A 25,987-nucleotide genomic window follows, 5' to 3' on the forward strand; every position below is an offset into this window, starting at 1 on the left:
ACGGGATGGAAGCGGGGCGTAGCGCCCCGCGGGCTCGACCAGACTGACACGACCGGACATTCAACGCATTTCGATCACTAACGCTGCGTACGCACCTTCGCGTCCGCCTCGCCCCCCGCCCCCACAAGCCCCTTCGAGACCCCCGCCAGCCGAGGCTCGAACCGCTTCATCTCCCGCTGCCCCACCACCCCGATCAGCGTCGGCAGATAGCCCCGCACGGACTGCATCCCGCGCAGCCACCACTGCGCGTACACATGCGACGAACGCCGCTCTATCCCCGCGACGATCCGGTCGACCGCCGGACCGAGCGGATATGTCCGGTTCGAAGGCCACGGCAGCCGCTGCCTCAACTCCCGCATCACGTCGTCCTGGTCCGCGCCCCGCACCATGTCCGTGTCGGTCCACGAAAGGTACCCGACCCCGACCCGCACCCCGCGATACCCGACCTCGGCCCGCAGCGAATGCGCGAACGCCTCGACCCCCGACTTCGACGCGCAGTACGCCGTCATCATCGGCGCCGGCGTGATCGCCGCCAGCGACGCGATCTGGAGGAAGTACCCCCGGCTTTCCATCAGCACCGGCAGGAACGCCCGCCCCGTCACCGCCCCGCCGATCAAGTTGACCTCGATGACCCGCCGCCAAGCGACCGGATCGGAGTCCACGAACGGCCCACCGGCCGCGACCCCCGCGTTGGCGACGACGATGTCGACCTTCCCGAACCGCTCCTTCACCTCCCGCGCGACCTGCGCCATCGCCTCGTGGTCGGTGACATCGGCGTACCACCAGTCCGCCTCGGCGTGCAGCCGCCCCGCCACCTGCTTCAGCTCGTCCGGCTCCAGCCCGACCAGCGCCACCTTCGCGCCGCGCGCCGAGAGCTTGCGCGCCAGCAGCTCGCCGACACCCCGTGCCGCGCCCGTGACGACCGCGACCTGACCCTCCAGGCTCCGCTTACTGCTCATACGGCCTGCTCCTTCTCTTCACTCGAATCGGCCGGAACGGCGACGTACTCACTCACAAGCTCACGAAGCTTCGCCGTAACGACCTCCGGCGCCTCCACCGGCGTCATGTGCCCGACGCCGGTCAGCTCGGTGAGCCCCAGCGAATGCGGCAGCGCCGCAGCGATCTCGCGGGCGTGCACAGGCGGCGTCAGCCGGTCGGCGGTCCCCGCGATGACGGCGGTGGGTACGGTCAAGTCCCGTACACCCGCAGCCAGATCCAGCTCGCCCAGCACGTGCGACCAGGCCACTCGCGCCGCTCGCGGACAGGCGTGGACGATACGAGCGCACTCCGCCACCCGCTCCGGCGACGCCCCGGGCCCCATGGTCCCGTACTTGAGAATGACCTTCGACAGCGGCGTGACCGGCCCCAGCGGCGCCCGCGCCCCCAGCACCGCCCGCGTGATCCGGGTCCGCAGCCGCCCGGCCCGCATCGGCAGTACGAGCGACTCGGCGACCAGCCGCGAAGTCCCCGTACTGCACAGCAGAACCGCCGCCGCGTGCTCACGGAAGCCCGGCCGCCCCGCGGCGGCCATCATCGTCATGCCGCCCATGGAGTGCCCGGCCAGTACGGCCCGCTCCCCGGGCGCGAGCGCGGTGGCGAGCACCGCTTCGAGGTCGTCGGCGAGGGCGTCGGTGCTGTATCCGTCGCGCCCGACGGCCGGGGAACGCCCGTGCCCCCGCTGGTCGTACACCACGACCCGGCACTCACCCGCACCGGCCAGCTCGCGGATCTGTGCCGCCCAGAAGAGCGTCGAGCACGTCCAGCCGTGCGCCAGGACCAGCGCGGGAGCATCCGCGGGCCCGTACACCTCCACGTGCAGGCGCGATCCGTCGGCGGAGACGGCGGTCAGCTCACGCGAGGCGACGAGCGGCTGCGGCTCTCCCACCACCCGCATCAGCCGGCTCATGCGACAACCTCCGCAGCCTCGACGCCGGCGTCGGCCCCGGCGTCGACCCCGGCCTCGCCCTCGCCCTCGTCCTCGCCCGCAGCGGCCCGCACCCGGATCACCTCGTACTCCGCGAGGTTCACCTCCCGAGTCGCGCGCCGGAACTCGCTCGGCGTACCGGGCCAGATGGTGGTGTTGCGACCGTTCGCGTCCAGGTACCAGCTGTCGCAGCCGCCCGTGTTCCACACGGTCCGCTTCATCCGGTCCTGCACCCGCCGGTTCCACGCGTGCACGGCCGAAGCCCGCGCCCCGAGCGCCGCCTTGCCGCCCAGCACCCTCAACTGCCGCAGATAGTCGGCCATGTAATTCAACTGGGACTCGATCATCAGGATCATCGAGCTGTTCCCGAGCCCGGTGTTGGGCCCGATGATCGTCATCCAGTTCGGGAAGCCCGCCGCCGTCGCGCCGCGCAGCGACTCCATCCCGTCCTTCCACGCCTCGGCGAGCGTGATGCCGTCCGCGCCCACCACTCGCTGGGCGATCGGCATGTCGGTGACATGGAAGCCCGTGCCAAACACAATCGCGTCGACCTCGGTCTCGGTCCCGTCGGCCGCCACGACCGTGGATCCGCGCACCTCCTTGAGCCCCGAAGCCACCACGTCCACATTCGGCTTCGCGAGCGCCGGGTAGTACGAGCTCGACAGCAGGATGCGCTTGCAGCCGATCCGGTACGACGGTGTCAGCTTGGCCCGCAGCGCCGGGTCCTTGATGGCCTTGGCCATGTTGGCCTTGGCGAGCGACTCGACGAGCCCGAGCTGGTTCGGGTGCTTGGTGAAGGCGGTGACCTGCAACTCCCGCACCCCGAAGAGCAGTCCGCGCCGCGCCTTCCCGGTGAACGGCAGCTGCCGGTGCAGCCACCGCTCGGGCCCGGTGATGGCCCGGTCCATGCGCGGCATCACCCACGGCGGCGTCCGCTGGAACAACGTCAACTTGGCCACATCGGGCTGGATCGACGGCACGATCTGAATCGCGGACGCACCGGTCCCGATCATCGCGACGCGCTTGCCGCGCAGGTCGTAGTCGTGGTCCCACTGCGCCGAATGGAAGACCTTGCCAGGGAACCCGTCGAGCCCGGGAATATCCGGAATCTTCGGATCGGACAGCGGCCCGGTAGCCGAAACCACCACATCCGCGGTGAGCGTGTCGCCCCGCGCGGTCTCGATCTCCCAGCGCAGCTCGTCGCCGTCCCAGTGCATCATCTTCACTTCGTGGTTCAGCCTGATGTGCGGCCGCAGCCCGAAGGTGTCGGTGACGTGCTCCAGGTACGCCCTGATGTGCTCCTGCCCCGAGAAGGTGCGCGGCCAGTCGGGGTTGGGCGCGAACGAGAACGAGTACAGATGGGACGGTACGTCGCAGGCGCAGCCCGGGTAGCTGTTGTCCCGCCAGGTGCCGCCCACCGAATCGGCGCGCTCCAGGACGACGAAGTCGGTGATCCCCTCGCGGCGCAGCCGGACCGCGGCGCCCAGGCCGCCGAATCCGGATCCGATCACCGCCACTCGTACGTGCTCGTGCTCGGCCATGCCGACGCCTCCCGCGGTCCCACGACTCTGCCAGCAATCACTGGCACGATTGGGAGAGTAGAGCAGCGCCGTACTCATGGGTAGGGGTCCGACAGAGGAAAGTTACCGGCGGTACGACATAAGGTTCCGGGGTGGACAAAGTCACAGCAGCACGCGAGTACCGCATGGAGGAGCTGGCCAGGGAGGCCGGCATCACCGTGCGCACCCTGCGCTTCTACCGCGAGCGCAAGCTGCTGCCGCCACCGCGACGTGAGGGTCGTATCGCCTGGTACGACGACCACCACCTGGCCCGGCTGCGCACCATCGCCGCCCTGCTGGAGCGCGGCCACACCCTGACCGGCATCGCGGACCTCACCGCCACCTTCGAGAGCGGCCGCGACGTCGGCGAGCTCTTCGGCGTCGGCGAGGACGCCGCCTCCGCCACCTGGAGCGAGGAGACCCCGGTCCGGCTCACTCCCGAGGACCTCGCCGACCATTTCGCGGGCGAGGTCACCGCGGAGAACCTGGCCACCGCGCTCGACCTCGGCTACCTGGCCACCGACGGCGAGGAGATCGTCCACGTCAGCCGCCGCCTGCTGGACGTGTCGGCAGCCCTGGTGCGCGAGGGCGTACCGCTGGCCGCCGTGCTCCAGGCGGGCCGGGAGGTGCGCGAGCACACGACGGCCATGGCGGGGATCTTCGCGACGATGGTCCGCTCCCACCTGGACGAGGACACGGCCGGCGCCTCTTTGCAGCGCCTGCGCCCGCTCGCCAAGAGCGTCGTCGAGGCGGAACTGTCGATGGCCCTGGACCGCCTGATCAGAGCGGAGAAAGACGTATGACCGACGTCAGCGCTCGAAAACCACCGTCACCGGCGCATGGTCCGACCAGCGCAGGTCATAGCTGGCCGCCCGCTCGACGTACGCCTTGACCGCCCGGTCCGCCAGCCCCGGCGTCGCCACCGCGTAGTCGATGCGCCATCCCGAGTCGTTGTCGAAGGCCTTCCCGCGGTACGACCACCAGGTGTACGGGCCCTCCTGGTCCGGGTGCAGTGCGCGCACCACATCGACGTACGCCGCCTCCTCGAACACCCGCGTCAGCCAGGCCCGCTCCTCCGGCAGGAATCCGGAGGACTTCCGGTTCGCCTTCCAGTTCTTGAGGTCGGCCTCCTGGTGGGCGATGTTCCAGTCGCCGCACACCAGCACCTCGCGCCCGTCCGCCGCCGCGCGCTCCTTCAGCCCCTTCAGGTACGGCAGGAACTCGTCCATGAACCGCACCTTCCCGTCCTGCCGCTCGGTGCCGACCTCACCGGAGGGCAGATACAGACTGGCGACGGTCACACCAGGCAAATCCGCCTCGACGTACCGCCCACTCCCGTCGAACTCAGCACTGCCGAACCCGACCTGCACCCGCTCCGGCGCCCGCCGCGTATAAAGCGAAACACCGGCCCGCCCTTTGGCCGCGGCCGGTGCGTGCACAACGAACCAGCCCTCGGGGTCGCGCACCTCCTCGGGGAGCTGCCCGGGTTCGGCCCGTACTTCCTGGAGGCAGATCACATCGGCGGAGGTCCCGGCCAGCCACGGCACGAAGCCCTTCTTGGCGGCAGCGCGCAGGCCATTTACATTTGCGGAAGTCACAGTGAGCACCCCGGCACAATACAGACCCCGAAAATCGTCCGATGCCAGATCCTGCATAGAAGTACGCTGACACGCATGAATATCCGCAGACGCCCGTACGACCACCCCGACGCCGTGAAGCTCGAAGCGGAAGTGCAGCAGGAGTACATCGAGCGCTACAACGGCGAGGGCGACACGACCCCGCTGGACCCCGCCATGTTCCGGCCGCCGGGCGGCCTCTTCCTCATCGCGTACGACGAACAGGACCGCCCCGTCGCCACCGGCGCCTGGCGCACGCAGGACGAGAACGGCGAGGGCTACACGGACGGCGACGCCGAACTCAAGCGCATGTACGTGATACCCGATTGCCGCGGCATCGGCCTGGCCCGCCGCATCCTCGCCGCCCTGGAGGACGACGCCCGCGCGGCCGGCCGCATACGCATGGTCCTGGAGACGGGAACGCAGCAGCCGGAGGCCATCGCCCTCTACACGTCGAGCGGTTACACCCCCGCCAAGAAGTTCGGCCACTTCCGCGCATACGAGGACAGCCGCTGCTTCGCCAAGCCGCTGACCCCGTAACGGACATGGCGCGGCATCAACGGAACGCCAAAGAGCCCCAGCCGGATCTCTCCGACTGGGGCTCTGAGCTGCGGTGGACCTGTGGGGATTTGAACCCCAGACCCCCTCGATGCGAACGAGGTGCGCTACCAGACTGCGCCACAGGCCCTTGCAACGAGTGAAACTTTAGCACCTCGATCGGGGTGCTTGGAAATCCGTTCCTCGCAGGTCACTCGTTGGCCGCCCGCGGCCGGTCCCCCTCCTCGTACTGGTCGAAGAGCGGCGTGCGCCCGCGGCCCCGGTCGCGGCGTGCCGGGTTGGCGCGCCGGCCCTGGGGCGGGTCGGTGGCGGGCGGGGATTCGGGGGCGGGCGTCGGCTCGGCGGTGCTGGAGCGGGCCGAGCTCCAGGTGCCCGGGTCGCCGAAGTCCACGCCGGCGGTGGCGCGCGGGGCGACGGGAGCGGTGACGTACGTCGGCAGCGGGACCGGGACCGGGTCCCAGCTCTCGCCGCGGGCCGCGCCGCGCTCACGCTCGCGCTGCTGGTCCACCCATTCCGCGTGGTCCGTCTGCTCCACCAGCGCGCGGCGGCCCGCCTCCTGCGGCGAGACCGCGGGCGCCGGTTCGGGTTCCGGGCGTACGACGGGCTCCTCGTCAGGGTCTGCCGAAACCGGCCGACGGCTTGGGTGCGGGCGGCGCTCGCGCAACCGCTGCGCCGCCACTTCCGCCCTGCGCCGGTCCATGGTGAAGGCGAAGCGCCGCCGCTCGGTGGCCCGCAGATGCACGATGTACGTGCTCAGCAGCACGGCGGGCACGGCCGGCGCCCAGAGGAACTTCAGCCCGCCGACCGCCGCGACGATCGCGCCGAGCGTGAAGGCGAGGAAGAGGATCACGGTGGTGCGTCTGCGGCGCGCGAGGACCTTGGAGCGCCGGGCCCGTTCGGCGGCGGCACCGGCGGTGCGTGCCCGCCGTTCCTCCCGCGCGTCGTCCCGGGCGCTCTCCCGCGCCTGCTCCCGCACGTCGTCCCGTGCGGCAGGGCGCTCCTTCTGTGTCGGGGGCACGGCGAAGGCCCGGACGTCGACGGAACTCAATCGGTCCGTCACGGCGTCCGGGTCCGCGTCGGGCTCCACCTCACCCGCGGCGCGATCCTGCAGCTCCCTGGCATATCGGCGCTCCATTGCCGCCCGTCCGGACAGCAGCCGGATGGCGGTGCTGAAGCGTTCCGTCGGACGGGCTTCGTTGAGCTCGTCCTGCCTGCGGAGCCACATCGGCACCAAGTAGGCGGCCCAGGCCCCGACAATGACTGCGTAAATCAGGCCGCTGCTGCTCACACCCCACACCGTAGAGGGGTTCGCGCAAGGCCATCGGCCAATTGAGCCGGTGTGTCGCACGATCTGGCTGATAACTCGAACTTTTTTGTTACTGATCGGATCAACGGGCTGCTTTGCCGATCAATTTCGAACACTTATTTCATTTATGAGATGTGCCGGGTCGCGCCTGGTGCCAGCGGTTCAGCAGCCCCTCGGGGACTTCTTCCGCCGTGAGCGCGTAGACCAGATGGTCACGCCACCCGCCGTCAATGTGGAGATATCGGGGACGCAGCCCCTCCTCGCGGAATCCGAGCTTTTCCACGACTCGGCGACTGGGCGTGTTCTCGGGCCGAATACAGACCTCGATGCGATGCAGGCCGACCGTACGGAAGCAGTGGTCGACGGCGAGGGCGACCGCCGTCGGCATCACACCGCGGCCCGCCACCTCGCGGTCCACCCAGTAGCCGACGTGCCCGGAGCACATCGATCCCCAGGTGATCCCGGCGACCGTCAACTGGCCGACCAGCTGCCCCCGGTACTCGATGACGAAGGGCAGCATCCGGCCCGCGTTCGCCTCGGAGCGCAGGTGGCGGACCATCTGACGGTACGTCGGACGCTGGGCCACCGGGCCGGCCGGCGCGGGCGGCGGGATCGTAGCCTCCCAGGGGCGCAGCCAGTCGCGGTTGCGCCGGTTCACCTCGCGCCAGCTCCCCTGGTCCCGCAGCTTTATCGGGCGGAGGGTGACATCGCCGTCCACCAGCTCGACGGGCCAGGACGAAACGTTCAGCTCTGGCTCCCGGATAGCGGCGATCCGGAGCCGGATCCGGGGTGGTCGCCGCCCCGGATCTGGTCCACGGCGTGGAGCAGGAGGCGCTCCAGGACCGCGAGTCCGTCCCGTACGCCGCCGGTGGAGCCCGGCAGGTTCACGATCAGCGTCCGGCCCGCGACGCCCGCGAGACCGCGGGAGAGCGCGGCGGTCGGTACCTTCCCCAGGCCCTCGGCGCGGATGGCCTCGGGGATGCCGGGAATGTCGTAGTCCAGGACGCGGCGGGTGGCATCGGGGGTGCGGTCGGTCGGCGAGATGCCGGTGCCGCCCGTGGTCAGGATGACGTCGTACGCCGCCGCGACGCCGGCCCGCAGGGCCTGCTCCACCGGGTCGCCGTCGGGGACCACCTGCGGCCCCTCGACCTCGAAGCCCATACCGCGCAGCCCCTCGGCGAGGATCGGACCGCCCCGGTCGGCGTAGACGCCGGCGGACGCGCGGTTGGAGGCCGTCACCACCAGGGCGCGGCGTGGCGGCTGAGCGGCCGGGGCCGGCTCGATCCCGGGCTCGGCCGCCGGCTCGTCGCCGTGGCTGTGGCCGTGACTGTGGCTGTACACCTCTCCGGCGCGCGGGGCGGGGCTCATGCCCGGCTCCAGTCGCCGGACTTGCCGCCCGTCTTCTCCTCGACCCGTACGTCGGTGATGACCGCGCCCTTGTCGACCGCCTTCACCATGTCGATCACGGTGAGCGCGGCGACCGTGACGGCGGTCAGCGCCTCCATCTCGACGCCCGTACGGTCCGTCGTACGCACGGTCGCGGCGATCTCGACGGCGTCGTCGGCGACCGTGAGGTCGAGCTTCACGCCGGAGAGCGCGAGCGGGTGGCAGAGCGGGATCAGGTCGGGCGTGCGCTTGGCGCCCATGATGCCCGCGATACGGGCGGTGGCGAGGGCGTCGCCCTTGGGGACCCCCTCGCCGCGCAGCAGCTCGATGACGCGCGGGGCGACAAGGACGCGTCCGGTGGCGCGCGCGGTGCGCGCGGTGACGTCCTTGCCGGAGACGTCGACCATGCGGGCCGCCCCCGCCTCGTCGATGTGCGTGAGCCGTTCGTGCGTACTCATTACGTGTGGCGCTCCCGGTCAGGGCCTATGAGGGCAGACACGGTACCCCCACCGGGCCCCGGTCACCCGAGCAGGACCACGTCGACCTCGGTTCCGGGTTCGGCCTCGGTGGTGTCCTCCGGGACGATGATCAGGGCGTTCGCCCGGGCGAGGGCCGCTACCAGGTGGGATCCGGCACCGCCGACCGGGGTGACGGTGCCCGCCTCCTCGTCGTACGTACCGCGCAGGAACTGGCGCTTTCCGGAGGGGGAGGAAAGGGGCTTGTCTGCTGTCAGGGTCGCGCGGGCCTTCGGGCGGTGCACGTCCTTGAGGCCCATCAGGGCGCGGATCGCCGGGCGTACGAAGAGCTCGAAGGAGACGTACGACGAGACCGGGTTGCCCGGGAGGGCGAGCAGCGGGGTGTGCTCGGGGCCGATGGAGCCGAAGCCCTGGGGCTTGCCGGGCTGCATGGCGAGCTTGCGGAATTCGATGCCGCTGCCGGGCTCGTCCTCGTCGCCGACGGAGGACAGTGCTTCCTTCACGACGTCGTACGCTCCGACGCTGACGCCGCCGGTCGTGACGATCATGTCGGCGCGGATCAGCTGGTCCTCGATGGTGGCGCGCAGCGTGTCGGCGTCGTCCGTGACGGCGCCTACGCGGTAGGCGATGGCTCCGGCGTCGCGGGCGGCGGCGGTCAGCGCGAAGCTGTTGGAGTCGTAGATCTGGCCGGCCGCCAACTGCTCGCCGGGCTGGACCAGTTCGCTGCCCGTGGACAGGACCACGACTCGCGGGCGCGGCCTGACCTTGACGGTGGCGCGGCCGATGGCGGCGAGCAGGCCGATCTGGGGCGGGCCCACGACCGTACCGGCCTCCAGGGCCAGGTCGCCGGCCTGGACGTCGCTGCCGCGCGCGCGGACGTGCGCCCTCGCCTCGACGGGGCGGTGGACGCGGACCTCGCCGGTCGCGCCCTCGGGGGCGTCGCTCGCGGCGCGCATCGTGGCGACCGGGCCGCCGCCCGTGCCCCCGTCGGTCCACTCGACCGGGACGACGGCCTCGGCGCCGGGCGGCAGCGGGGCGCCGGTCATGATGCGGGCGGCCTCGCCGGGGCCGACGTGAAGTGTCTCGCCGCTGCCCGCCGCCACGTCACCGATGACGGTGAGGACGGCGGGGAACTCCTCTGTGGCGCCCGCGACATCGCTCGTACGGACCGCGTAACCGTCCATCGAGCTGTTGTCGAAGGGCGGAAGCGCGATCTGGACCGTGATGTCCTCGACGAGGACACAGCCCTGCGCGTCGGGCAGTTGCAGCTCGATGGGCTCGAGCGGCTTCACCGCGGCGAGGATGTCCTCAAGGTGCTCGTCGACAGACCAGATCGTGCTGCTCAAGGTGCCTGCATCTCCTCGGTCACGTAACTGCGAAGCCAGGACCGGAACTCCGGCCCCAGGTCTTCACGTTCGCATGCGAGTCTGACAATGGCACGCAGATAGTCTGCGCGGTCGCCGGTGTCATAGCGGCGGCCCTTGAAGACGACGCCGTGCACGGGGCCGCCGACCTTGTCGTCCTCGGCCAGGTGCTGGAGGGCGTCGGTGAGCTGGATCTCGCCGCCGCGGCCCGGCTCGGTCTTGCGCAGTATGTCGAAAACGGCCGGGTCGAGCACATAGCGGCCGATGATCGCGTAGTTGCTGGGCGCGTCCGCCGCGTCGGGCTTCTCGACGAGGCCGGTGACCCGTACGACGTCACCCTCGCCGGTCGGCTCGACGGCCGCGGATCCGTACAGGTGGATCTGGGAGGGGTCGACCTCCATGAGCGCGATGACGCTGCCGCCGTACAGCGCCTGGATCTCGATCATCCGGGACAGCAGCGGGTCGCGCGGGTCGATCAGGTCGTCGCCGAGGAGCACCGCGAAGGGCTGGTCGCCGACGTGCGGCGCGGCGCACAGGACGGCGTGGCCGAGGCCCTTGGGGTCTCCCTGGCGGACGTAGTGCATGGTGGCGAGGTCGCTCGACTCCTGCACCCGGGCGAGGCGTTCGGCGTCGCCCTTGCGGCCGAGGGCCGATTCCAGCTCGTAGTTGCGGTCGAAGTGGTCCTCGAGCGGGCGCTTGTTGCGGCCGGTGACCATGAGGACGTCGGAGAGGCCCGCGGTCACGGCCTCCTCGACCACGTACTGGATGGCCGGCTTGTCGACGACAGGCAGCATCTCTTTTGGAGTGGCCTTTGTCGCCGGCAGGAACCTGGTACCGAGGCCGGCGGCAGGGATGACAGCCTTGCTGATCCCGGGGTGCGACTGAGTCATGGTCAGAACGATATCCGTTGCGTATGGGAGGAAGATGAGGCTCCGGTCATTAAATTCTCATACGAGCCGTTTTGTGGAGCCGCTGTGGTGTGTGACGAGCCTGACAAGGCCGGGTTGCGAAGAGAACTCCTCGACATGAGATCCCGGTTGACCAGGGATGACGTCGAGAAGGCCGCTGCGGTTCTGGCCCGCGTGGCACTGGAGCTGCCGGAGCTCGCGGACGCCGGGACCGTCGCCGCGTACGTCTCCATCGGGAGTGAGCCCGGCACCCGGGCGCTGCTCGACGCGCTGCGTGCGCGGGGCGTGCGGGTGCTGCTTCCCGTGCTGCTCGTGGACAACGATCTGGACTGGGCCGCGTACGAGGGGGCGGAGCAGCTGGCGCGCGCCCGGCTCGGGCTCCTTGAACCGCGGGGCGCGCGGCTCGGCGTGGAGGCCGTGCTGGAGGCCGACGCGGTGCTGCTGCCGGGGCTGGCGGTGGACGGGCGCGGGATGCGGCTCGGGCGGGGAGGCGGATCGTACGACCGAGTACTCGCCCGGCTGGAGGCGGCGGGCGCGCGGCCCCACCTGGTGGTGCTCCTGTACGACGAAGAGGTGGTCGCGCGGGTCCCGAGGGAACCGCACGACCACCCCGTGAGCGCCGTGGTGACGCCGGGCGGTGTCAGGCGTTTTACGGCCTGAGTACCAGTTTGTCGGTGGTGTTCTTCTCGACCGCCTGGTCGCTGAACGGCCAGTCCAGCAGCTCGCCCTTCGCCCACATGTCGGTCTGGTCGGTGTAGTGCGAGCTGTACGCGTGGCCCGACGCGCCGGTGAGGTTGATCCAGCGGGACTTGTCGAGGTCGTTGAGGTTGACCACCATGCGCATGGACGGCACCCAGATGACCTCGTAGCCGCCCGCCGCGTTCCAGCCGGTGGCGTTGACGGCCGCCTCGCCGCCGCCCAGGTTCCACGGGCCGCGGTTGAGGAGCGACTGGACGACGCCGGGGCCGCTCGTACCGAGGGTCTGGTTCTTCAGGTTCAGCTGGTGCAGGCGGCCCCAGCTCCAGGAGTCGATGTCCTTGCCGAGCTTGGCGGTCAGCTCCCAGCGGGCGTCCTTCAGCGCGCGGGCGAGTAGCTCGTCACGGGTGTCGGTCGGTCCGTCCAGGCGGTTCTTCGGCGCCTGCCACCACTCGTTCTTCTCGTCGCCCAGCATCTTGCGGACGACCTCGTACCAGCGGTCGCCGCCGTCCGGCTGCGCCGAGTCCTTGGCGCGCTGGCCGCATTCGCGTACCCGCTCGTCGAGGTCGTCGACCGGGCCCGTGGCGTCGGCGGGACGGACGCTGAGGCACTGTCCCTTGGCCCGCAGCTCCTTGGGGAGTTTGTTGCCGAAGGCGAGCTTGAGGACGTTGCGCCACACCGCGTTGAAGTACGCGGCGGCCGCCGAGTCCGGCTCCTGGGTGTAGTCCCAGCCTTCGAGCAGCTTCTGCGTCTCGCGGACGTTCGGGTCGGACACGTCGATCTTCAGCAGGTGGGGGGTGAGCAGCTTGGCGATCTCGCTGCTGTTGTCCATCTGCATGGTGCGCATGTCGTCGGTGGAGATCTTGCCGCCGTCGGCGATCTTCGACTCGATGAGGTCGTTGATGCGCTGACTGCGGGCGCCGTATCCCCAGTCCTCGGTGAGGAGGTAGGGGTACTTCTTCTTGTCGATCACGGCCTGGTTGGCGGTGACGATGTAGCCGCGCTCCGGGTTGTACTCGTACGGCAGCTCGGCCTGCGGGATGAAGCGCTTCCAGCGGTAGCGGGAGTCCCAGCCGGCGGCGGGTGTGGTGCCGTCGCCTGCGTTACGGACCGGGATGCGGCCGGGGGCCTGGTAGCCGATGTTGCCCTTGGTGTCGGCGTAGATGAGGTTCTGGGAGGGGACCTCGAAGTGGGCGGCGGCGGCGCGGAAGGTCTTGAAGTCCGTGGCCCGGTTGAGCTCGAACACGGCGTCCATGGACTTGCCGGGCATCAGGGCGGTCCACTTGAGGGAGACCCCGTAGCCGGCGCCGCGGTCAGGGGCGGCGTTGGTGACCGGGGCCTTCTCGCCGACCTTCCCGAGCTCGTCGTTGCGGTCGGAGACGAGCGGGCCGTTGGTGGTGGAGCGGACCGTGATCGTCTTCGGCTTGCCGCCGGCGACCTTGATGGTCTCCTCGCGGGTGGTGAAGGGCTTCGTACGGCCGTCGTAGAGGTAGCCCTCGTCGGAGACCTTCTCGAGGTAGAGGTCGGTGACGTCGGCGCCGAGGTTGGTGAAGCCCCAGGCGATGTCCTGGTTGTGGCCGATTATCACGCCGGGCATGCCGGAGAAGGTGTAGCCGGCGGTGTCGTACTGGCAGGTCTTGGAGAGGCTGCGGCAGTGCAGGCCCATCTGGTACCAGAGCGACGGCAACTGCGGCGCGAGGTGCGGGTCGTTGGCGAGCAGCGGCTTCTTGGTCGTCGTGTACTTGCCGGAGACGACCCAGGAGTTGGAGCCGATGCCGCTGCCGTTCGGGCCGAAGAGTGCGGGGATCTCGTCGAGGGCGTCGGAGATGCCGGAGAGCTGGGACTGGAAGCCCTGGGTGGCGTCGGCGGCGGCGTTGCCCACGATGCCGGTACCTGCGGTACCTGCGGTGCCTGTGCCGACGCCCGTACCTGTGCCGGTTCCAGTTCCGGTTCCGGTGCCCGTGCCCGTGCCGGTTCCCTCGGCCGAGGTGGCTGACGCCTTCGGGTCGTACTTCTTCGTCGTCTCGTCGACCGCGCCCTCTTCGACGACCGGCTTGTTCCGGTCGTACGGGTAGGACGGGTAGAGGTCCTTGATCTGCTTCGCGCTCAGCCTGCTCGTCATCAGCGAACGGTCGATCTCGTCCTGCATGTTGCCGCGCAGGTCCCAGGCCATGGCCTTGAGCCACGCGACCGAGTCGACGGGCGTCCACTTCTCGGGCTTGTAGTCGTTCACGAAGCCCAGAGCGGCGTACTCGACGGAGATGTCCTTGCCCTCGCGGCCCGCGAGGTAGGAGTTGACGCCGGCCGCGTACGCCTGGAGGTTCTTCTTCGTCTCCGGCGACAGCTTGGTGTCGTACTCCTGCTGCGCGACCTGGCGCCAGCCGAGCGTGCGCAGGAACGCGTCGATGTCGACCTGGTCCGCGCCGAACATCTCCGAGAGCCGACCCGACGTCATGTGACGGCGGACGTCCATCTCGTAGAAGCGGTCCTGCGCCTGGACGAAGCCCTGGGCGCGGAAGAGGTCTTCGTCGGTGTCCGCGTAGATCTGCGGGATGCCGTAGTTGTCGCGCTTGACGTCGACGAGGCCCGAGAGGCCGTCGATCTCGATCGACCCTGTGGTCTGCGGGAAGGAGGCGCGCACCGTGCTGATGCTCCAGTACGTGCCGTAGCCGACACCCGCGACGAGGGCCAACACCAGCACGATCACGATCAGGCGGGCGCGACGCCCCTTCTTCTTCTTGCCGGAAGAGGCGGTGGTGTTGGCGGGCATCGCTGTCCTTCGAGGGGCAGGGTGGTCCTTGAGTGCTGGAGCAACCATAGGCGCAGCGCTCCGGCGGCCTGGACTCGGTGCCTCCAACGGCGATCGTACGGACGATCGAGCGCGTCAAGGAAACGTTAAAGATTAGGTAAGGTAACGAAGTACCGGCCGCTGGAGGAACGATCCGGCAGGCGTGCGAGGGAAGGAACGGCCCGCTGACTGTCCACCAGCTCAATGAACTCCTGCTCATCTGCTCGCTCGTTCTGCTCATCGCCGTCGCGGCGGTACGCATTTCGTCCCGAAGCGGACTCCCCAGTCTGCTGCTGTACCTCGGGATCGGGATCGCCATAGGGCAGGACGGCATTTTCGATGTCCACTTCGACAACGCCGAACTGACGCAGGTGATCGGCTATGCCGCACTTGTGGTGATCCTGGCCGAGGGCGGCCTGGGCACGAAGTGGAGGGAGATCAAACCCGCGTTGCCCGCCGCGGTCGTCCTGTCGACCGTCGGCGTCGCGGTGAGCGTGGGCGTTACGGCGGCCGGTGCGCACTATCTGGTGGGGCTGGACTGGCGGCAGTCACTGATCGTCGGAGCGGTCGTCTCGTCGACGGACGCCGCCGCGGTCTTCTCCGTACTGCGCAAGGTGCCGCTGCCGTCGCGCATAACGGGCGTACTGGAGGCGGAGTCGGGCTTCAACGACGCTCCTGTCGTGATCCTGGTGGTCGCCTTCTCGACGGTCGGTCCGGTGGACGACTGGTACGTCCTGCTCGGCACGATCGTCCTGGAACTGGCGATCGGCGCGAGCATCGGTCTCGCGATGGGCTGGCTCGGGGCGTACGCACTGCGTCATGTGGCGCTTCCCGCGTCCGGTCTTTATCCGATCGCCGTCATGGCCATCGCCGTATCGGCGTACGCCGCAGGGGCCATCGCCCACGGCAGTGGCTTTCTCGCCGTCTATCTGGCCGCGATGGTGCTGGGCAACTCCAAGCTGCCGCACTGGCCGGCTACGCGCGGGTTCGCGGACGGGCTCGGCTGGATCGCGCAGATCGGCATGTTCGTCCTGCTCGGGCTTCTGGTGACACCGCACGAGCTGCTGGTCGACTTCTGGCCGGCGGTGATGGTGGGACTGATTCTCACCATGATCGCGCGGCCCCTGTCGGTGCTGCTCAGCCTGCTGCCGTTCCGTATCCCGTGGCAGGAGCAGGCCCTGATGTCGTGGGCCGGGCTGCGCGGCGCGGTGCCCATCATCCTGGCGACCATCCCCCTGGTGTCGGAGATCGAGGGCAGCGACCGGATCTTCAACATCGTCTTCGTCCTCGTCGTCGTCTACACCCTCGCCCAGGGGCCGACTCTGCCCTGGCTGGCGAAGTGGCTGCGGCTCGGCGAGGACCCCTCCGAGGCCGCCGACCTGGGCATCGAGTCGGCGCCGCTGGAGCGGCTGCGCGGGCATCTGCTGTCGGTCGCGATCCCCGAGAAGTCGAGGATGCACGGCGTGGAGGTGGCCGAGCTGCGGCTGCCGCACGGGGCCGCCGTCACCCTGGTCGTACGGGAAGGCACGAGCTTCGTACCGCTGCCGACGACCGTGCTGCGGCGCGGCGACGAGCTGCTCGTGGTGGCGACCGATCCGGTACGGGACGCCGCCGAGCGGCGGCTGCGGGCCGTCGGGCAGGGCGGCAAGCTCGCCGGGTGGCTGGGAACGGGTGGCAACGGCTCCCACCGATCACGTTGATCACGCTGATCACAGGTGGTGTGACGTAATCCGTACGCAATCGCAGGTGCGCCGCCGCGGATGCCCTGTAACATGAAGGCCTACTGATCGACCAACTCTGCCTGACGCAGAGCTGGCGCGACCGTACGGCGGCCGGCCCCCTCGCAGTGGGTGTCCTGGTATCTACCGCCGGTCCTGCGCAAGAGGACAGCTCTCGGCGGCTCCCGCACGCACACACCGCGTGCACAGGGGAGCGTCACCAGGCGGCAGAAAGGCAAGGACCGTGTCCAACACGGTCACTACCCCCCGTCCCGGTTACGGCCAGCTGCTCCGCACCCCTGGAGCATGGACGTACCTGGTGCCGGGATTCCTGGCACGGCAGCCCTTCGCGATGCTGACGATCGGCATCGTGCTGCTCGTGCAGCACACCACAGGGTCGTACGGAAGCGCGGGCGCTGTCGCCGCCGTGACCGGCGTTTCCATGGCACTGTTCGCGCCGCAGAGCGGCAAACTGGCCGACCGTTTCGGACAGAGCGCCGTTCTGTTTCCGGGCGTTCTCGTGCACACCGCTTCCGTCGTCACGCTGCTCGTGCTCGCGCTCTCGGGAGCGCCCATGTGGGCGCTCTTCGTCGCGGCTGTTCCCACCGGTGCCTCTGTTCCGCAGATCGGCCCCATGGTGCGCGCCCGCTGGGCCGCCAAGCTGGAGGGCTCGCCGCTGATGTCGACCGCCGCGGCCTTCGAGTCCGTGACGGACGAGTTCACCTTCGTCGTGGGACCGGTTCTCGCGACCGCGCTGTGCACCGGTGTGCACCCGGCGGCCGGTCTGGCCGCCGAGGCCGTGCTCACCCTGGTCGGCGGTCTGTTCTTCGCCGCACAGCGACGTACGCAGCCGCAGGCCGGACGCCTGTCGATGACCGACGGGCCGCGCGCCTCCGCGCTGTCCATTCCGGGCGTACGGGTGCTTGTGGTGGCCTTCCTCGGCATCGGCGCTGTCTTCGGGGGAATGCAGGTCTCGCTGACCGCGTTCTCCGAGGAGATCGGTAACCCCGGCGTGAACGGACTGCTCTACGGAACGTTCGCCGCGGGCAACATGCTCGCCGGTATCGCGTGCGGCGCCATCGCCTGGAAGGTCGGGCCCCGGCGCCGTCTGATGGTCGGGTACGCCGCGCTGACGCTGGCCGCCTCCGGACTGTGGGCGGTGCACTCCGTGCCCCTGCTCGCGGGCCTGGGACTGCTCGTCGGCCTGTGCATCGCGCCCGCGCTGATCACCGGCTACACGATGGTGGAAAGCCTGGTGCCCGCCACGGCACGTACCGAGGCGTTCACCTGGCTGACCGGCGCGGTCGCGCTCGGCCAGGCCGCGGGCGTCACGGTCGCGGGACGGCTGGCGGACGCCAACGGCGCGAGCGCCGGGTTCCTGGTGCCCCTGGTGGGTACCGCGCTCGCCCTCGCCACCCTGGTGGCGCTGCGCTCGCGGCTCGCACCGAAGGCTCCGGGACGGGTCGCCGCACGTGGCGTGAGTCACCGAGTGCCTGTGACGGTGGACTGATCCAGCGGAATACGTCAGTATGGAACGTCGTTAGCACTCATTGAGTGAGAGTGCCAGGAGGAGCAAGTGCCGACCTATCAGTACCAGTGCACCGAGTGCGGCGAAGGCCTCGAGGCGGTGCAGAAGTTCACCGATGACGCACTGACCGTGTGCCCCAGCTGTGAGGGACGCCTGAAGAAGGTGTTCTCCGCGGTCGGCATCGTCTTCAAGGGTTCCGGGTTCTACCGGAACGACAGCCGCGGCTCTTCGTCGAGCAGCACGCCGGCCACGGCGTCGTCCTCGAAGGCTGCCGGGGCGTCGTCCTCGACGTCCTCGTCGGGGTCCGACTCGAAGCCGGCCGCTTCGTCGTCGAGCTCGTCGTCGGGCTCCAGCAGTTCGTCCAGCTCTTCCAGCAGCTCCTCGGCCGCCTAGGCCTACCGCTTCTGGGTGACCCCGCCGTTTCCGACGGCGGGGTCCTCGGCGTTTTCGCTCCCGGCTACTGTGGCCGCCATGGCGAATGCGGAGATCGGCGTGATAGGCGGCTCGGGCTTCTACTCCTTCATGGAGGACGTGACCGAGGTCGAGGTGGACACCCCGTACGGGAAGCCGAGCGACTCGCTCTTCCTCGGTGAGATCGCCGGGCGGCGGGTGGCCTTCCTCCCCCGCCACGGGCGCGGTCACCACCTGCCGCCGCACCGCATCAACTACCGCGCCAACCTGTGGGCGCTGCGGTCCGTCGGTGCGCGTCAGGTGCTCGGGCCGTGCGCGGTGGGCGGGCTGCGGGTCGAGTACGGGCCCGGCACGCTGCTCGTACCGGATCAGCTGGTGGACCGTACGAAGGCACGCGCGCAGACGTTCTACGACGGCGAGACGCCGGTGGACGGGAAGCTGCCGAACGTCGTTCACCTGACCTTCGCCGACCCGTACTGCCCCGAAGGGCGCAAGGCGGCGCTCGACGCGGCGCGCGGGCGGCAGTGGGAGCCGGTGGACGGCGGGACGCTGGTCGTCATCGAGGGGCCGCGGTTCTCGACGCGGGCGGAGTCTCGGTGGCATGCGGCGGCGGGCTGGTCGGTGGTCGGCATGACCGGACACCCCGAGGCCGTGCTCGCCAGGGAACTGGGACTTTGCTACACGTCGCTGGCGCTGGTCACGGACCTGGACGCCGGGGCGGAGGCGGGCGAGGGTGTCTCCCACGAGGAGGTGCTCAGGGTGTTCGCGGCGAATGTGGACCGGCTGCGCGATGTGCTCTTCGACGCGGTGGCGGGGCTGCCGGCGGACGAGACGCGCGACTGCCTGTGCTCGCACGCGCTGGACGGGCTCGACACCGGGATCGCGCTGCCCTAGCGGGTGGCCCCGGACGCCCATGCGGGTGAGCGGATTGTCCACAGCCGGGGGCCTGTCCACAGGCGTGGGCGGGATTCGGGCTCACCGTGGATCGTGAGGAGCGTTAAGCCGGAACTCCTCGAGTCCTCGTGGCAGGCGGTGGTCACCGTGTCCCTCTATCCCTACGTCCCCACTCCCCCCACTCTCCCCGTGCCGCCCGTTCCCGGGCCGGATCCGTGCGGTGTGCCCGAATTCGCCCCGCTGCGGGTGCGGGGCGGCAAGCACCGGCTCCGGCGGGCGGTGCGTCGCAGGAGGCGGGCGATGGCCGCCGGGCTCGCGATGACCGCCGCCGCGCTGGCCGCTTCGGGGGCGCGCGACGCGGGGCGTACGGGCGGCGGTGCGGCACAGGCGCGAGCACAGGCACAGGCGCGGGAACACGCGCTGTCGCGGGCCGACTCGGGTGCGGCGGCGCGGCGCGAGCGCCGGCCGGTGGAGATGGTGTCCGCGCCGGTGCGTATCGCGGACGCCGGGACCGTGCGGCTGCTGCGCCGGGGAGACCGTGTCGACGTGATCGCGGCGGCGGCCGACTCGTCGGTGGCGGGCGGTGAACCGCCGGACGCGCGGGTGGTGGCCGCCGGTGCACGGGTGGCGGAGGTGCCGAAGGTGCACGAGTCCGCAGGGGCCGCAGGGGCCGAGGGCGGCGGAGCGCTGGTCGTCCTGTCCGTACCGCGAACCACGGCCGCGGCCCTGGCCGGTGTGGGCACGACGTCCCAACTGGCGGTGACACTGTGCTGACTCGAGTGCCGGCTCGAACTGGCCGACTGTCAAGTCGCTGGTGCGTGGGTCGGGATTGGACAGGGCCGTCACCTGCTGACGTAGGTTTCGGAACTGTTTGCTCCGCCCCCGGTACATGCGAAAAGAGGCTCATTCGTGAGCGAGGAGAAGAAGCAGAGCGTGCTGGCCGGCTTCAAGGCCTTCCTGATGCGCGGCAACGTGATCGACCTGGCTGTCGCGGTGGTCATCGGCGCCGCGTTCACCAACGTCGTGAACTCGATCGTGAAGGGGGTCATCAACCCGCTGGTCGGTGCGTTCGGCACGCAGGACCTGGAGAAGTACAGCTCCTGCCTGAAGCAGCCGTGCAAGTCGGACGAGAACGGCGTGATGCAGGGCATCCCGATCAACTGGGGGCTCGTTCTCAGCGCGGTCCTCAGCTTCCTGATCACCGCGGCGGTCGTCTACTTCCTCATGGTGCTCCCCATGGCCAAGTACCTGGCGCGGCGGGCGGCGCGGGACAAGGCGAGGGAAGCCACCGTGGAGGTCATGGAGGTCACCGAGGTCGAACTGCTGAAGGAGATCAGGGACGTCCTGGTCGCGCAGCGCGGCACGGAACCCGGCACGGAGCGCGGCACGGGCCGCGACAACACGCCGTAGCCCGTGCTCAGAGGTGGTGCGGCGGCTTCTCGTCCAGGAATCGGGCGAGGTCGGCCGCGCTGCCACCACTACCGGGAGGCCGCTCACCCCACCCTCGGTCCGTATCGTCCGCTGATTGGTGGTCCAGTGGATCGCCGAAGTCCAGCGCCGGCTTCGGCCGTGGCTTGCTCTCGGCCTGCTGCTCGGACGTCTGCTCCGGGTCTCGCGATCCGTGGGCGGGGGCGGTGCTCATGTTTCCAGGGTACGGCGAACGGCCCGTGCGGGTACGCCGGCAGTCTCCGCGGCCGTGCCCTCCGGTGGATTCTCCCGTGATACGCAGGACTTCATGGGACACCAGACGAGGGCGGACGCCCTGACCGATGTGACCGGACTGCGGGTCGGCCACGCGAACGTGCCGGGCGACCGGGCGCTGAGCGGCACCACTGTCGTGCTGGCGCCGGAGGGCGGGGCGGTCGCCGCCGTGGATGTCAGGGGCGGTGGTCCGGGCACCCGCGAGACGGACGCCCTCGACCCGCGCAATCTGGTGCAGCGCGTCGACGCCATCGTCCTGACGGGCGGCAGCGCCTTCGGTCTCGACGCCGCGTCCGGGGTGATGGCCTGGCTGGAGGAGCAGGGCCGGGGCTTCCGGGTCGGGCCAGGCCCGGCGCAGGTGGTGCCGGTCGTCCCGGCCGCCTGCCTCTTCGACCTGGGGCGCGGCGGCGACTGGCGGGCCAGGCCGGACGCCGCGACGGGACGGGCCGCCGCCGAGGATGCCGCGCGTACGGACCTCGGGGCGCCCGTGGCCCAGGGCGGGGTGGGCGCGGGGACGGGCGCTGTCGCGGGCGGGATGAAGGGCGGGGTCGGCACGGCCTCCGTGGTGCTGGACTCGGGGGTCACGGTCGGGGCGCTCGCGGTCGTCAACGCCGCCGGTTCGGCCGTCGATCCGCTGACGGGCGTCGTCTACGGGAGGTACTTCGAGGGGCGGTGCGAGTATCCGGCGGCGAAGGTGCACGCCGAGGCGCAGCTCAGGCTGGCCGACGCGCGGGCACAGACGCAGCGTCGCAGCTCAGTTGCCTCCGCCGGCTCCGCGCTGCCCCCGTTGAACACCACCCTGGCTGTTGTCGCCACGGATGCCGAGTTGACCCGCGCGCAGGCGCAGAAGCTCGCCGGTACGGCGCACGACGGCCTCGCGCGCGCCGTGCGGCCCGTGCATCTGCTCACCGACGGGGACACCGTTTTCGCGCTGGCCACGGGCACGAAACCGCTGTTGGGTGGGTCGGTGGAACCCGCGTTCGCGGCGCACGCGGGGGCGGCCGCCCTCAACGAGGTACTGGGGGCGGGTGCGGACGCGCTCACCCGTGCGGTGGTGAAAGCCGTGCTGGCAGCGGAGGGGGTCGACGGGCCCGGGGGTGTTTACCCGGCGTACCGGGACCTCTACTGACGTACTGGCGGAGCCAGTTGGCCAGGGGGCGCGGGAACCTTGGGTGCGCCCCCTTCGTTTTGCTCAACCCCGGCGACGTTGTCAGACCCAGGGGCTACGTTGAGCACTCGGCAAGTAACAAGCGGCGACGGCCTGGAGAAACCCTTGAGCGATCCGTACGAGACAACCGAGGAGCACCTCGAGCGACTCCTGGGGCGCGCACTCAACTCGTTCGACCTGCCCGACGTGGCGGTGGAGCGGCTCGAATCGGCGCTGGCACACAGCACGTCCCTGCACTCCTCGCACCACAGTGCGGGGCTGCACCGTGAGACGTTCAAGCATGTGTTCCTGCTGGCTGACGGCAGCTCGCTCGTGTTGTGGGAGCTGGCGCACAACGCGGGGCGCGACGGCACCACGCAGCACGAGCTGTACACGGAGGCGACGGAGGTCCGGCTGGCCGCGTCCAGACTGCCGCGCCCGGGCGGCACCGATGCCTTCGGGCTGCCCGGTGGGGATGACGCCGACCTTGACGCCGACCTCGAAATCCTCGCCACGCTCATGGCCACGCGGCCGGCCGCCGCCCGGCGCATTTTCATCCCGGACGACTCCGCCGACCACGCACGCCGGGTGCTCCGCCGCGCGGAGAACGCCGGGCGGCCCGGGCAGGACATCGCGCTGCGCCTGAGCGGCGCCGTCGCCCACCAGATCACGCAGGCCTTCGGCCGCCAGTGCAGCGTGGAGGGCCGGGACGCCGGCTTCACTCTGTACGAGCACGCGTTCCTGCTGTGCGACAACAGCGAGGTCAGCCTCTGGGAGGTCGAGCACACGGCGACGCCGGACGGCCGTCACATGTGCGAGGTGTACGAAACGGAACGCGCCGCGCGCGAAGCGATGGAGCTTCGCGCGCGGGTGCGGTGACGTTGGCGGTGCCGGTGCGTTGACACCGCCGCGGTGTCGATACCCCGGCTGGGTCAGGCTGCTACTGCGACCTTTTCGGGGTGGGCCGGGGCTTGGTCGGTGTTTGGGGGTTGGGGTGTTTTGCGCAGGCCCTTGAGGGTTATTACCAGGGTTGCGCTGACCACCGTTCCGGCCAGGATGGCGGTCAGGTAGAGGAACGGGTTTCCTATCAGCGGGACCACGAAGATGCCGCCGTGCGGGGCGCGCAGCGTGCACTCGAAGGCCATCGACAGGGCGCCGGTCACCGCGCCGCCCGCCATCGCCGCCGGGATCACGCGCAGCGGGTCCGCCGCTGCGAACGGGATCGCTCCCTCGGTGATGAACGACGCGCCCAGTACCCAGGCCGCCTTGCCGTTCTCACGCTCCGTCTTGGTGAAGAGCCTGCGGCGTACGGTCGTGGCCAATGCCATCGCGAGGGGCGGGACCATACCGGCGGCCATGACTGCGGCCATGACCTTCAGGCTGCCCTCGTTGGGGTTGGCGAGGCCGCCTACCGCGAAGGCGTAGGCGACCTTGTTGAGCGGGCCGCCGAGGTCGAACGCCATCATCAGGCCGAGGATGACGCCGAGGATGATCGCGTTGGCGCCGGAGAGGCTGGACAGCCAGTCGGTGAGGGCGCTCTGCAGCTTCGCGATCGGCTCGCCGATCACCAGGAACATCAGGAAGCCGACGATGATCGAGGAGATCAGGGGGATTACTACCACCGGCATGATGCCGCGGAGGGGGGTCGGGACCTTCAGCTTCTGGATCGCCATCACTACCGCGCCTGCGATGAGGCCCGCCACCAGCCCGCCGAGGAAGCCGGCGTTGATGGCTACGGCGATCGCGCCGCCTACGAAGCCGGGGACCAGGCCTGGCCTGTCCGCCATTCCGTACGCGATGTAGCCGGCCAGGATCGGCACCAGGAAGTTGAAGGCCACGCCGCCTATCTGGAACATCAGCGCGGCCCAGCTGGTGGTGTCCGTCCAGGCGAAGTGCTCGATGACCGAGGGGGCCTTGTTGATCTCGTAGCCGCCGATGGCGAAGCCCAGGGCTATGAGGAGGCCGCCTGCGGCTACGAACGGGACCATGTAGCTGACGCCGGACATGAGCCACTTGCGGAGCTTTGTTCCGTAGCCTTCGCCCGGTTCTCCGGTTTCTTCCACCGGGGAGCCCTTGGCCGCAGTCGAGACCTCGCCCCGCTCTGCTTTTGCGCGTACTTCGGTGATCAGGTCGGCGGGGCGGTTGATGCCTGCCTTTACGCCTACGTCGACTGTTGGCTTGCCCGCGAAGCGCTCTTTGTCGCGTACGGGCACGTCGTGCGCGAAGATCACGCCGTCGGCGGCGGCGATTACGGCCGGGTCGAGGCGCTGGAAGCCGGCGGAGCCCTGGGTTTCGACTGTCAGCTCGACGTTGTTGTTTGCTGCGGCCCGTTCCAGTGCTTCGGCTGCCATGTAGGTGTGCGCGATGCCTGTGGGGCAGGAGGTGACGGCGACGATCCTGAAGGGGGTGGCGGGCGGGGCGGGTGCTTTGGGGTCGGTCCCGCGCTGCGGCGTCTCCTCGGGTGCCGAACGTTCGGGCACCGCGTCTTCTTCGGGTCGGTTGCGTTCGACACCCTGCGGGGAGCGCCCCAGCACGTCCCCTCCTGCCACCTCGGTCTGCGAAGCGGTGGTGGGCGCGTCCTGCGGGGTGTCGCCGCGGATCAGGGTCGCTGTCGATGACGGGTCCTCGGCCGCGCGGAGGGCGGAGGTGAAATCCTCGTTCATGAGCTGGCGGGCCAGGGCCGAGAGGATCGTCAGGTGTGCGTCGTCCGCGCCTGCCGGGGCCGCGATGAGGAAGATCAGGTCGGCCGGGCCGTCAGGGGCGCCGAAGTCGATGCCGTGTGGGCTGCGGCCGAAGGCCAGTGTGGGCTCGGTGACGTGCTCGCTTCGGCAGTGCGGGATGCCGATGCCGCCGTCCAGGCCGGTCGGCATCTGTGCCTCGCGTGCCGCGACGTCGGCGAGGAAGCCGTCGAGGTCTGTTACGCGGCCGAGCGCCACCATGCGCTCGGCCAGCGAACGCGCCGCCTCTTCCTTCGTGCCGGCGGCCAGGTCGAGATCGACCAGGTCCGCGGTGATCATCTGGCTCATCGCGGGCTCCTTGCGGGGTGTGGGTGCCATGCGGCCGGCTCCGCCAGCGCGCGGTCGAGGGGGACGTCGGCGGTCATGGTGACCGCCGAGGGGTTCAGGTCGGACGGCGTCGGCATGACGCTGCCCGGGAGTTGCACGGCGGCCGCGCCGTGCGCGACGGCGGAGGCGAGGGCGTCCGGGCCCTCACCGCCTGCGGTGAGGAAACCGGCCAGGGAGGCGTCGCCCGCGCCGACGTTGCTGCGGATCAGGGTGATTCGGGAGGTGGCGTAGTACGTGCCGTCTTTGCTGATGAGGAGTTGTCCGTCGGATCCCAGGCTGGCGAGCACCGTGCGCGCGCCGGCGTCCCGGAGTTCCTGCGCCGCCTTCAGCGCGTCGCCGATGGTGATGAGGGGGCGGCCTACGGCCTGGGCCAGTTCGTCGGCGTTGGGCTTCACCACGTCCGGGCGTTCGCGGAGTGCCGCGAGGAGGGACGGGCCCGAGGTGTCGAGGGCGATGCGGGCGCCGGCTTTGTGGGCGCGGGCCACCAGTTCGGCGTACCACTCGGGGGCCAGGCCGCGCGGGAGGCTGCCGCAGCAGGCGATCCAGGCCGCGCCGGTCGACTCGTTTTGTGTGGTGGTGAGCAGCGACTCGGACTCGGTGGGGGAGAGTTCGGGACCCGGGGCGTTGATTTTGGTGAGGGTGCCGTCCGGTTCGACGATGGAGATGTTGGAACGGGTGTGGCCGGCTACTCGGACCGGGGCGACCTCTATGCCCTCGGCGCTGAGGAGTTCGGCTACGAGTGCCCCTGGTGCCCCGCCCAGCGGCATGACCGCGATGGTGCGGTGACCGGCCGCCGCGACCGCGCGTGAGACGTTGACGCCCTTGCCGCCCGGATCCATCCGGTCGGCGGTGGCGCGCAGCACCTCGCCGCGCTCCAGGGCCGGGACCTCGTACGTCCGGTCGAGGCTGGGGTTGGGGGTGATGGTGAGGATCATGTGCACT

26 protein-coding genes and 1 tRNA gene are annotated in these 25,987 nt (G+C 70.2%); 11 read left to right on the plus strand and 16 right to left on the minus strand.

The genetic code is table 11. The annotated features are described in order from the left end of the window. Positions 1-77: 77 nt before the first annotated feature. Genes ABZX79_RS16985 through ABZX79_RS16995 form a run of 3 tightly spaced genes read right to left on the minus strand, consistent with a single transcriptional unit; the run spans position 78 to position 3,465 of the window. Positions 78-959: an SDR family oxidoreductase gene (locus tag ABZX79_RS16985; RefSeq protein WP_355257392.1), complete on the minus strand. Its 882-nt coding sequence runs from the start codon at positions 957-959 to the stop codon at positions 78-80. Continuing rightward, positions 956-1,906, minus strand: coding sequence for an alpha/beta hydrolase (locus ABZX79_RS16990; RefSeq protein WP_355257395.1), 951 nt, complete (start codon positions 1,904-1,906; stop codon positions 956-958). The genes ABZX79_RS16985 and ABZX79_RS16990 overlap by 4 nt, the downstream gene beginning before the upstream one ends. Beyond that, complete coding sequence (locus tag ABZX79_RS16995; RefSeq protein WP_355257398.1) at positions 1,903-3,465, minus strand: NAD(P)/FAD-dependent oxidoreductase; 1,563 nt, start codon at positions 3,463-3,465, stop codon at positions 1,903-1,905. The genes ABZX79_RS16990 and ABZX79_RS16995 overlap by 4 nt, the downstream gene beginning before the upstream one ends. Positions 3,466-3,629: 164 nt before the next feature. On the opposite strand from ABZX79_RS16995, the gene ABZX79_RS17000 reads away from it, so the two are divergent. Then, positions 3,630-4,286, plus strand: coding sequence for a MerR family transcriptional regulator (locus ABZX79_RS17000; protein ID WP_355257687.1), 657 nt, complete (start codon positions 3,630-3,632; stop codon positions 4,284-4,286). Positions 4,287-4,292: 6 nt separating this feature from the next. Here the strand turns inward: ABZX79_RS17000 and ABZX79_RS17005 are convergent, their stop codons facing one another. Further along, positions 4,293-5,090 (minus strand): exodeoxyribonuclease III, encoded by a 798-nt coding sequence (locus tag ABZX79_RS17005; RefSeq protein ID WP_355257401.1) that lies wholly within the window; start codon positions 5,088-5,090, stop codon positions 4,293-4,295. 66 nt (positions 5,091-5,156) lie between these two features. On the opposite strand from ABZX79_RS17005, the gene ABZX79_RS17010 reads away from it, so the two are divergent. Continuing rightward, positions 5,157-5,639, plus strand: coding sequence for a GNAT family N-acetyltransferase (locus tag ABZX79_RS17010; protein ID WP_355257404.1), 483 nt, complete (start codon positions 5,157-5,159; stop codon positions 5,637-5,639). Positions 5,640-5,713: 74 nt separating this feature from the next. Here the strand turns inward: ABZX79_RS17010 and ABZX79_RS17015 are convergent. The 7 genes from ABZX79_RS17015 to galU all read right to left on the minus strand — a co-directional run bounded on the left by ABZX79_RS17015 (position 5,714) and on the right by galU (position 11,079). Further along, a tRNA-Ala gene (locus ABZX79_RS17015) sits at positions 5,714-5,787 on the minus strand. Positions 5,788-5,847: 60 nt separating this feature from the next. Continuing rightward, a complete protein-coding gene (glpR, locus tag ABZX79_RS17020; RefSeq protein WP_355257407.1) occupies positions 5,848-6,945 on the minus strand; it encodes a gephyrin-like molybdotransferase receptor GlpR in 1,098 nt (365 codons plus the stop codon). Between the two features lie 139 nt (positions 6,946-7,084). After that, complete coding sequence (locus ABZX79_RS17025) at positions 7,085-7,711, minus strand: GNAT family protein (RefSeq protein WP_355257690.1); 627 nt, start codon at positions 7,709-7,711, stop codon at positions 7,085-7,087. Further along, complete coding sequence (locus ABZX79_RS17030; RefSeq protein WP_355257409.1) at positions 7,708-8,331, minus strand: MogA/MoaB family molybdenum cofactor biosynthesis protein; 624 nt, start codon at positions 8,329-8,331, stop codon at positions 7,708-7,710. The genes ABZX79_RS17025 and ABZX79_RS17030 overlap by 4 nt, the downstream gene beginning before the upstream one ends. Beyond that, the gene (gene moaC / locus ABZX79_RS17035) at positions 8,328-8,807 is read right to left on the minus strand and encodes a cyclic pyranopterin monophosphate synthase MoaC (RefSeq protein ID WP_214976193.1); all 480 of its coding nucleotides are present in this window, start codon (positions 8,805-8,807) and stop codon (positions 8,328-8,330) included. The genes ABZX79_RS17030 and moaC overlap by 4 nt, the downstream gene beginning before the upstream one ends. 62 nt (positions 8,808-8,869) lie before the next feature. After that, positions 8,870-10,171 (minus strand): gephyrin-like molybdotransferase Glp, encoded by a 1,302-nt coding sequence (gene glp / locus ABZX79_RS17040; RefSeq protein ID WP_355257413.1) that lies wholly within the window; start codon positions 10,169-10,171, stop codon positions 8,870-8,872. Next, positions 10,168-11,079, minus strand: a complete 912-nt coding sequence (galU, locus tag ABZX79_RS17045) for a UTP--glucose-1-phosphate uridylyltransferase GalU (protein ID WP_355257416.1) — start codon at positions 11,077-11,079, stop codon at positions 10,168-10,170. Before galU ends, glp begins: the two co-directional genes overlap by 4 nt. 135 nt (positions 11,080-11,214) lie before the next feature. On the opposite strand from galU, the gene ABZX79_RS17050 reads away from it, so the two are divergent. Further along, positions 11,215-11,757 (plus strand): 5-formyltetrahydrofolate cyclo-ligase, encoded by a 543-nt coding sequence (locus ABZX79_RS17050; protein WP_355257693.1) that lies wholly within the window; start codon positions 11,215-11,217, stop codon positions 11,755-11,757. On the opposite strand, the gene ABZX79_RS17055 is transcribed toward ABZX79_RS17050, so the two are convergent. Together ABZX79_RS17055 and ABZX79_RS17060 are read right to left on the minus strand one after the other, a co-directional pair. Further along, entirely contained in the window at positions 11,747-14,563 is a 2,817-nt protein-coding gene (locus ABZX79_RS17055; RefSeq protein ID WP_355257419.1) for a penicillin acylase family protein, read from the minus strand. The two genes, ABZX79_RS17050 and ABZX79_RS17055, sit on opposite strands and share 11 nt — an antisense overlap. A 125-nt stretch (positions 14,564-14,688) precedes the next feature. Then, positions 14,689-14,928 (minus strand): hypothetical protein, encoded by a 240-nt coding sequence (locus ABZX79_RS17060; protein WP_355257422.1) that lies wholly within the window; start codon positions 14,926-14,928, stop codon positions 14,689-14,691. Between ABZX79_RS17060 and ABZX79_RS17065 the strand changes: the two genes are divergently transcribed. From ABZX79_RS17065 to mscL, 6 genes are all read left to right on the plus strand, one after another. Then, positions 14,815-16,281 carry a potassium/proton antiporter gene (locus tag ABZX79_RS17065; protein ID WP_355257695.1) on the plus strand — a complete coding sequence of 489 codons (1,467 nt, stop codon included), beginning with the start codon at positions 14,815-14,817 and terminating at the stop codon, positions 16,279-16,281. The genes ABZX79_RS17060 and ABZX79_RS17065 overlap by 114 nt on opposite strands. A 262-nt stretch (positions 16,282-16,543) precedes the next feature. Next, complete coding sequence (locus ABZX79_RS17070; RefSeq protein ID WP_355257425.1) at positions 16,544-17,809, plus strand: MFS transporter; 1,266 nt, start codon at positions 16,544-16,546, stop codon at positions 17,807-17,809. Positions 17,810-17,875: 66 nt separating this feature from the next. Beyond that, positions 17,876-18,220 (plus strand): FmdB family zinc ribbon protein, encoded by a 345-nt coding sequence (locus tag ABZX79_RS17075; RefSeq protein ID WP_355257428.1) that lies wholly within the window; start codon positions 17,876-17,878, stop codon positions 18,218-18,220. A 78-nt stretch (positions 18,221-18,298) separates the two neighbouring features. After that, a complete protein-coding gene (locus tag ABZX79_RS17080; RefSeq protein WP_355257430.1) occupies positions 18,299-19,132 on the plus strand; it encodes an S-methyl-5'-thioadenosine phosphorylase in 834 nt (277 codons plus the stop codon). A 189-nt stretch (positions 19,133-19,321) separates the two neighbouring features. After that, positions 19,322-19,906 (plus strand): hypothetical protein, encoded by a 585-nt coding sequence (locus ABZX79_RS17085; RefSeq protein ID WP_355257698.1) that lies wholly within the window; start codon positions 19,322-19,324, stop codon positions 19,904-19,906. Positions 19,907-20,041: 135 nt separating this feature from the next. Next, positions 20,042-20,542, plus strand: coding sequence for a large conductance mechanosensitive channel protein MscL (gene mscL / locus ABZX79_RS17090; protein ID WP_355257433.1), 501 nt, complete (start codon positions 20,042-20,044; stop codon positions 20,540-20,542). A 7-nt stretch (positions 20,543-20,549) separates the two neighbouring features. On the opposite strand, the gene ABZX79_RS17095 is transcribed toward mscL, so the two are convergent. Then, the gene (locus ABZX79_RS17095) at positions 20,550-20,774 is read right to left on the minus strand and encodes a hypothetical protein (RefSeq protein ID WP_355257436.1); all 225 of its coding nucleotides are present in this window, start codon (positions 20,772-20,774) and stop codon (positions 20,550-20,552) included. Between the two features lie 93 nt (positions 20,775-20,867). Between ABZX79_RS17095 and ABZX79_RS17100 the strand changes: the two genes are divergently transcribed. Together ABZX79_RS17100 and ABZX79_RS17105 are read left to right on the plus strand one after the other, a co-directional pair. Then, positions 20,868-21,962 carry a P1 family peptidase gene (locus ABZX79_RS17100; protein WP_355257439.1) on the plus strand — a complete coding sequence of 365 codons (1,095 nt, stop codon included), beginning with the start codon at positions 20,868-20,870 and terminating at the stop codon, positions 21,960-21,962. Positions 21,963-22,106: 144 nt separating this feature from the next. Next, entirely contained in the window at positions 22,107-22,859 is a 753-nt protein-coding gene (locus tag ABZX79_RS17105) for a DUF6227 family protein (protein WP_355257442.1), read from the plus strand. Between the two features lie 53 nt (positions 22,860-22,912). Here ABZX79_RS17105 and ABZX79_RS17110 read toward each other — a convergent pair whose 3' ends face one another. Together ABZX79_RS17110 and pfkB are read right to left on the minus strand one after the other, a co-directional pair. Beyond that, positions 22,913-25,006: a fructose-specific PTS transporter subunit EIIC gene (locus tag ABZX79_RS17110; protein ID WP_355257701.1), complete on the minus strand. Its 2,094-nt coding sequence runs from the start codon at positions 25,004-25,006 to the stop codon at positions 22,913-22,915. Further along, positions 25,003-25,980 (minus strand): 1-phosphofructokinase, encoded by a 978-nt coding sequence (gene pfkB / locus ABZX79_RS17115; protein WP_355257444.1) that lies wholly within the window; start codon positions 25,978-25,980, stop codon positions 25,003-25,005. Before pfkB ends, ABZX79_RS17110 begins: the two co-directional genes overlap by 4 nt. Between the last annotated feature and the right edge of the window lie 7 nt (positions 25,981-25,987).

The organism is Streptomyces sp. NPDC002994, assembly GCF_040611155.1.
In the GTDB taxonomy this organism is placed as follows: Bacteria; Actinomycetota; Actinomycetes; order Streptomycetales; family Streptomycetaceae; genus Streptomyces.

What these genes read in the sequence shown, in the direction of transcription:
- ABZX79_RS16985 (WP_355257392.1), bottom strand. Translation starts at nt 959, where the DNA reads ATGAGCAGTAAGCGGAGCCTGGAGGGTCAGGTCGCGGTCGTCACGGGC.
- ABZX79_RS16990 (WP_355257395.1), bottom strand. Translation starts at nt 1,906, where the DNA reads ATGAGCCGGCTGATGCGGGTGGTGGGAGAGCCGCAGCCGCTCGTCGCC.
- ABZX79_RS16995 (WP_355257398.1), bottom strand. Translation starts at nt 3,465, where the DNA reads ATGGCCGAGCACGAGCACGTACGAGTGGCGGTGATCGGATCCGGATTC.
- ABZX79_RS17000 (WP_355257687.1), top strand. Translation starts at nt 3,630, where the DNA reads ATGGAGGAGCTGGCCAGGGAGGCCGGCATCACCGTGCGCACCCTGCGC.
- ABZX79_RS17010 (WP_355257404.1), top strand. Translation starts at nt 5,157, where the DNA reads ATGAATATCCGCAGACGCCCGTACGACCACCCCGACGCCGTGAAGCTC.
- ABZX79_RS17030 (WP_355257409.1), bottom strand. Translation starts at nt 8,331, where the DNA reads ATGAGCCCCGCCCCGCGCGCCGGAGAGGTGTACAGCCACAGTCACGGC.
- moaC (WP_214976193.1), bottom strand. Translation starts at nt 8,807, where the DNA reads ATGAGTACGCACGAACGGCTCACGCACATCGACGAGGCGGGGGCGGCC.
- galU (WP_355257416.1), bottom strand. Translation starts at nt 11,079, where the DNA reads ATGACTCAGTCGCACCCCGGGATCAGCAAGGCTGTCATCCCTGCCGCC.
- ABZX79_RS17050 (WP_355257693.1), top strand. Translation starts at nt 11,215, where the DNA reads ATGAGATCCCGGTTGACCAGGGATGACGTCGAGAAGGCCGCTGCGGTT.
- ABZX79_RS17055 (WP_355257419.1), bottom strand. Translation starts at nt 14,563, where the DNA reads ATGCCCGCCAACACCACCGCCTCTTCCGGCAAGAAGAAGAAGGGGCGT.
- ABZX79_RS17080 (WP_355257430.1), top strand. Translation starts at nt 18,299, where the DNA reads ATGGCGAATGCGGAGATCGGCGTGATAGGCGGCTCGGGCTTCTACTCC.
- ABZX79_RS17095 (WP_355257436.1), bottom strand. Translation starts at nt 20,774, where the DNA reads ATGAGCACCGCCCCCGCCCACGGATCGCGAGACCCGGAGCAGACGTCC.
- ABZX79_RS17100 (WP_355257439.1), top strand. Translation starts at nt 20,868, where the DNA reads ATGGGACACCAGACGAGGGCGGACGCCCTGACCGATGTGACCGGACTG.
- ABZX79_RS17110 (WP_355257701.1), bottom strand. Translation starts at nt 25,006, where the DNA reads ATGAGCCAGATGATCACCGCGGACCTGGTCGATCTCGACCTGGCCGCC.
- pfkB (WP_355257444.1), bottom strand. Translation starts at nt 25,980, where the DNA reads ATGATCCTCACCATCACCCCCAACCCCAGCCTCGACCGGACGTACGAG.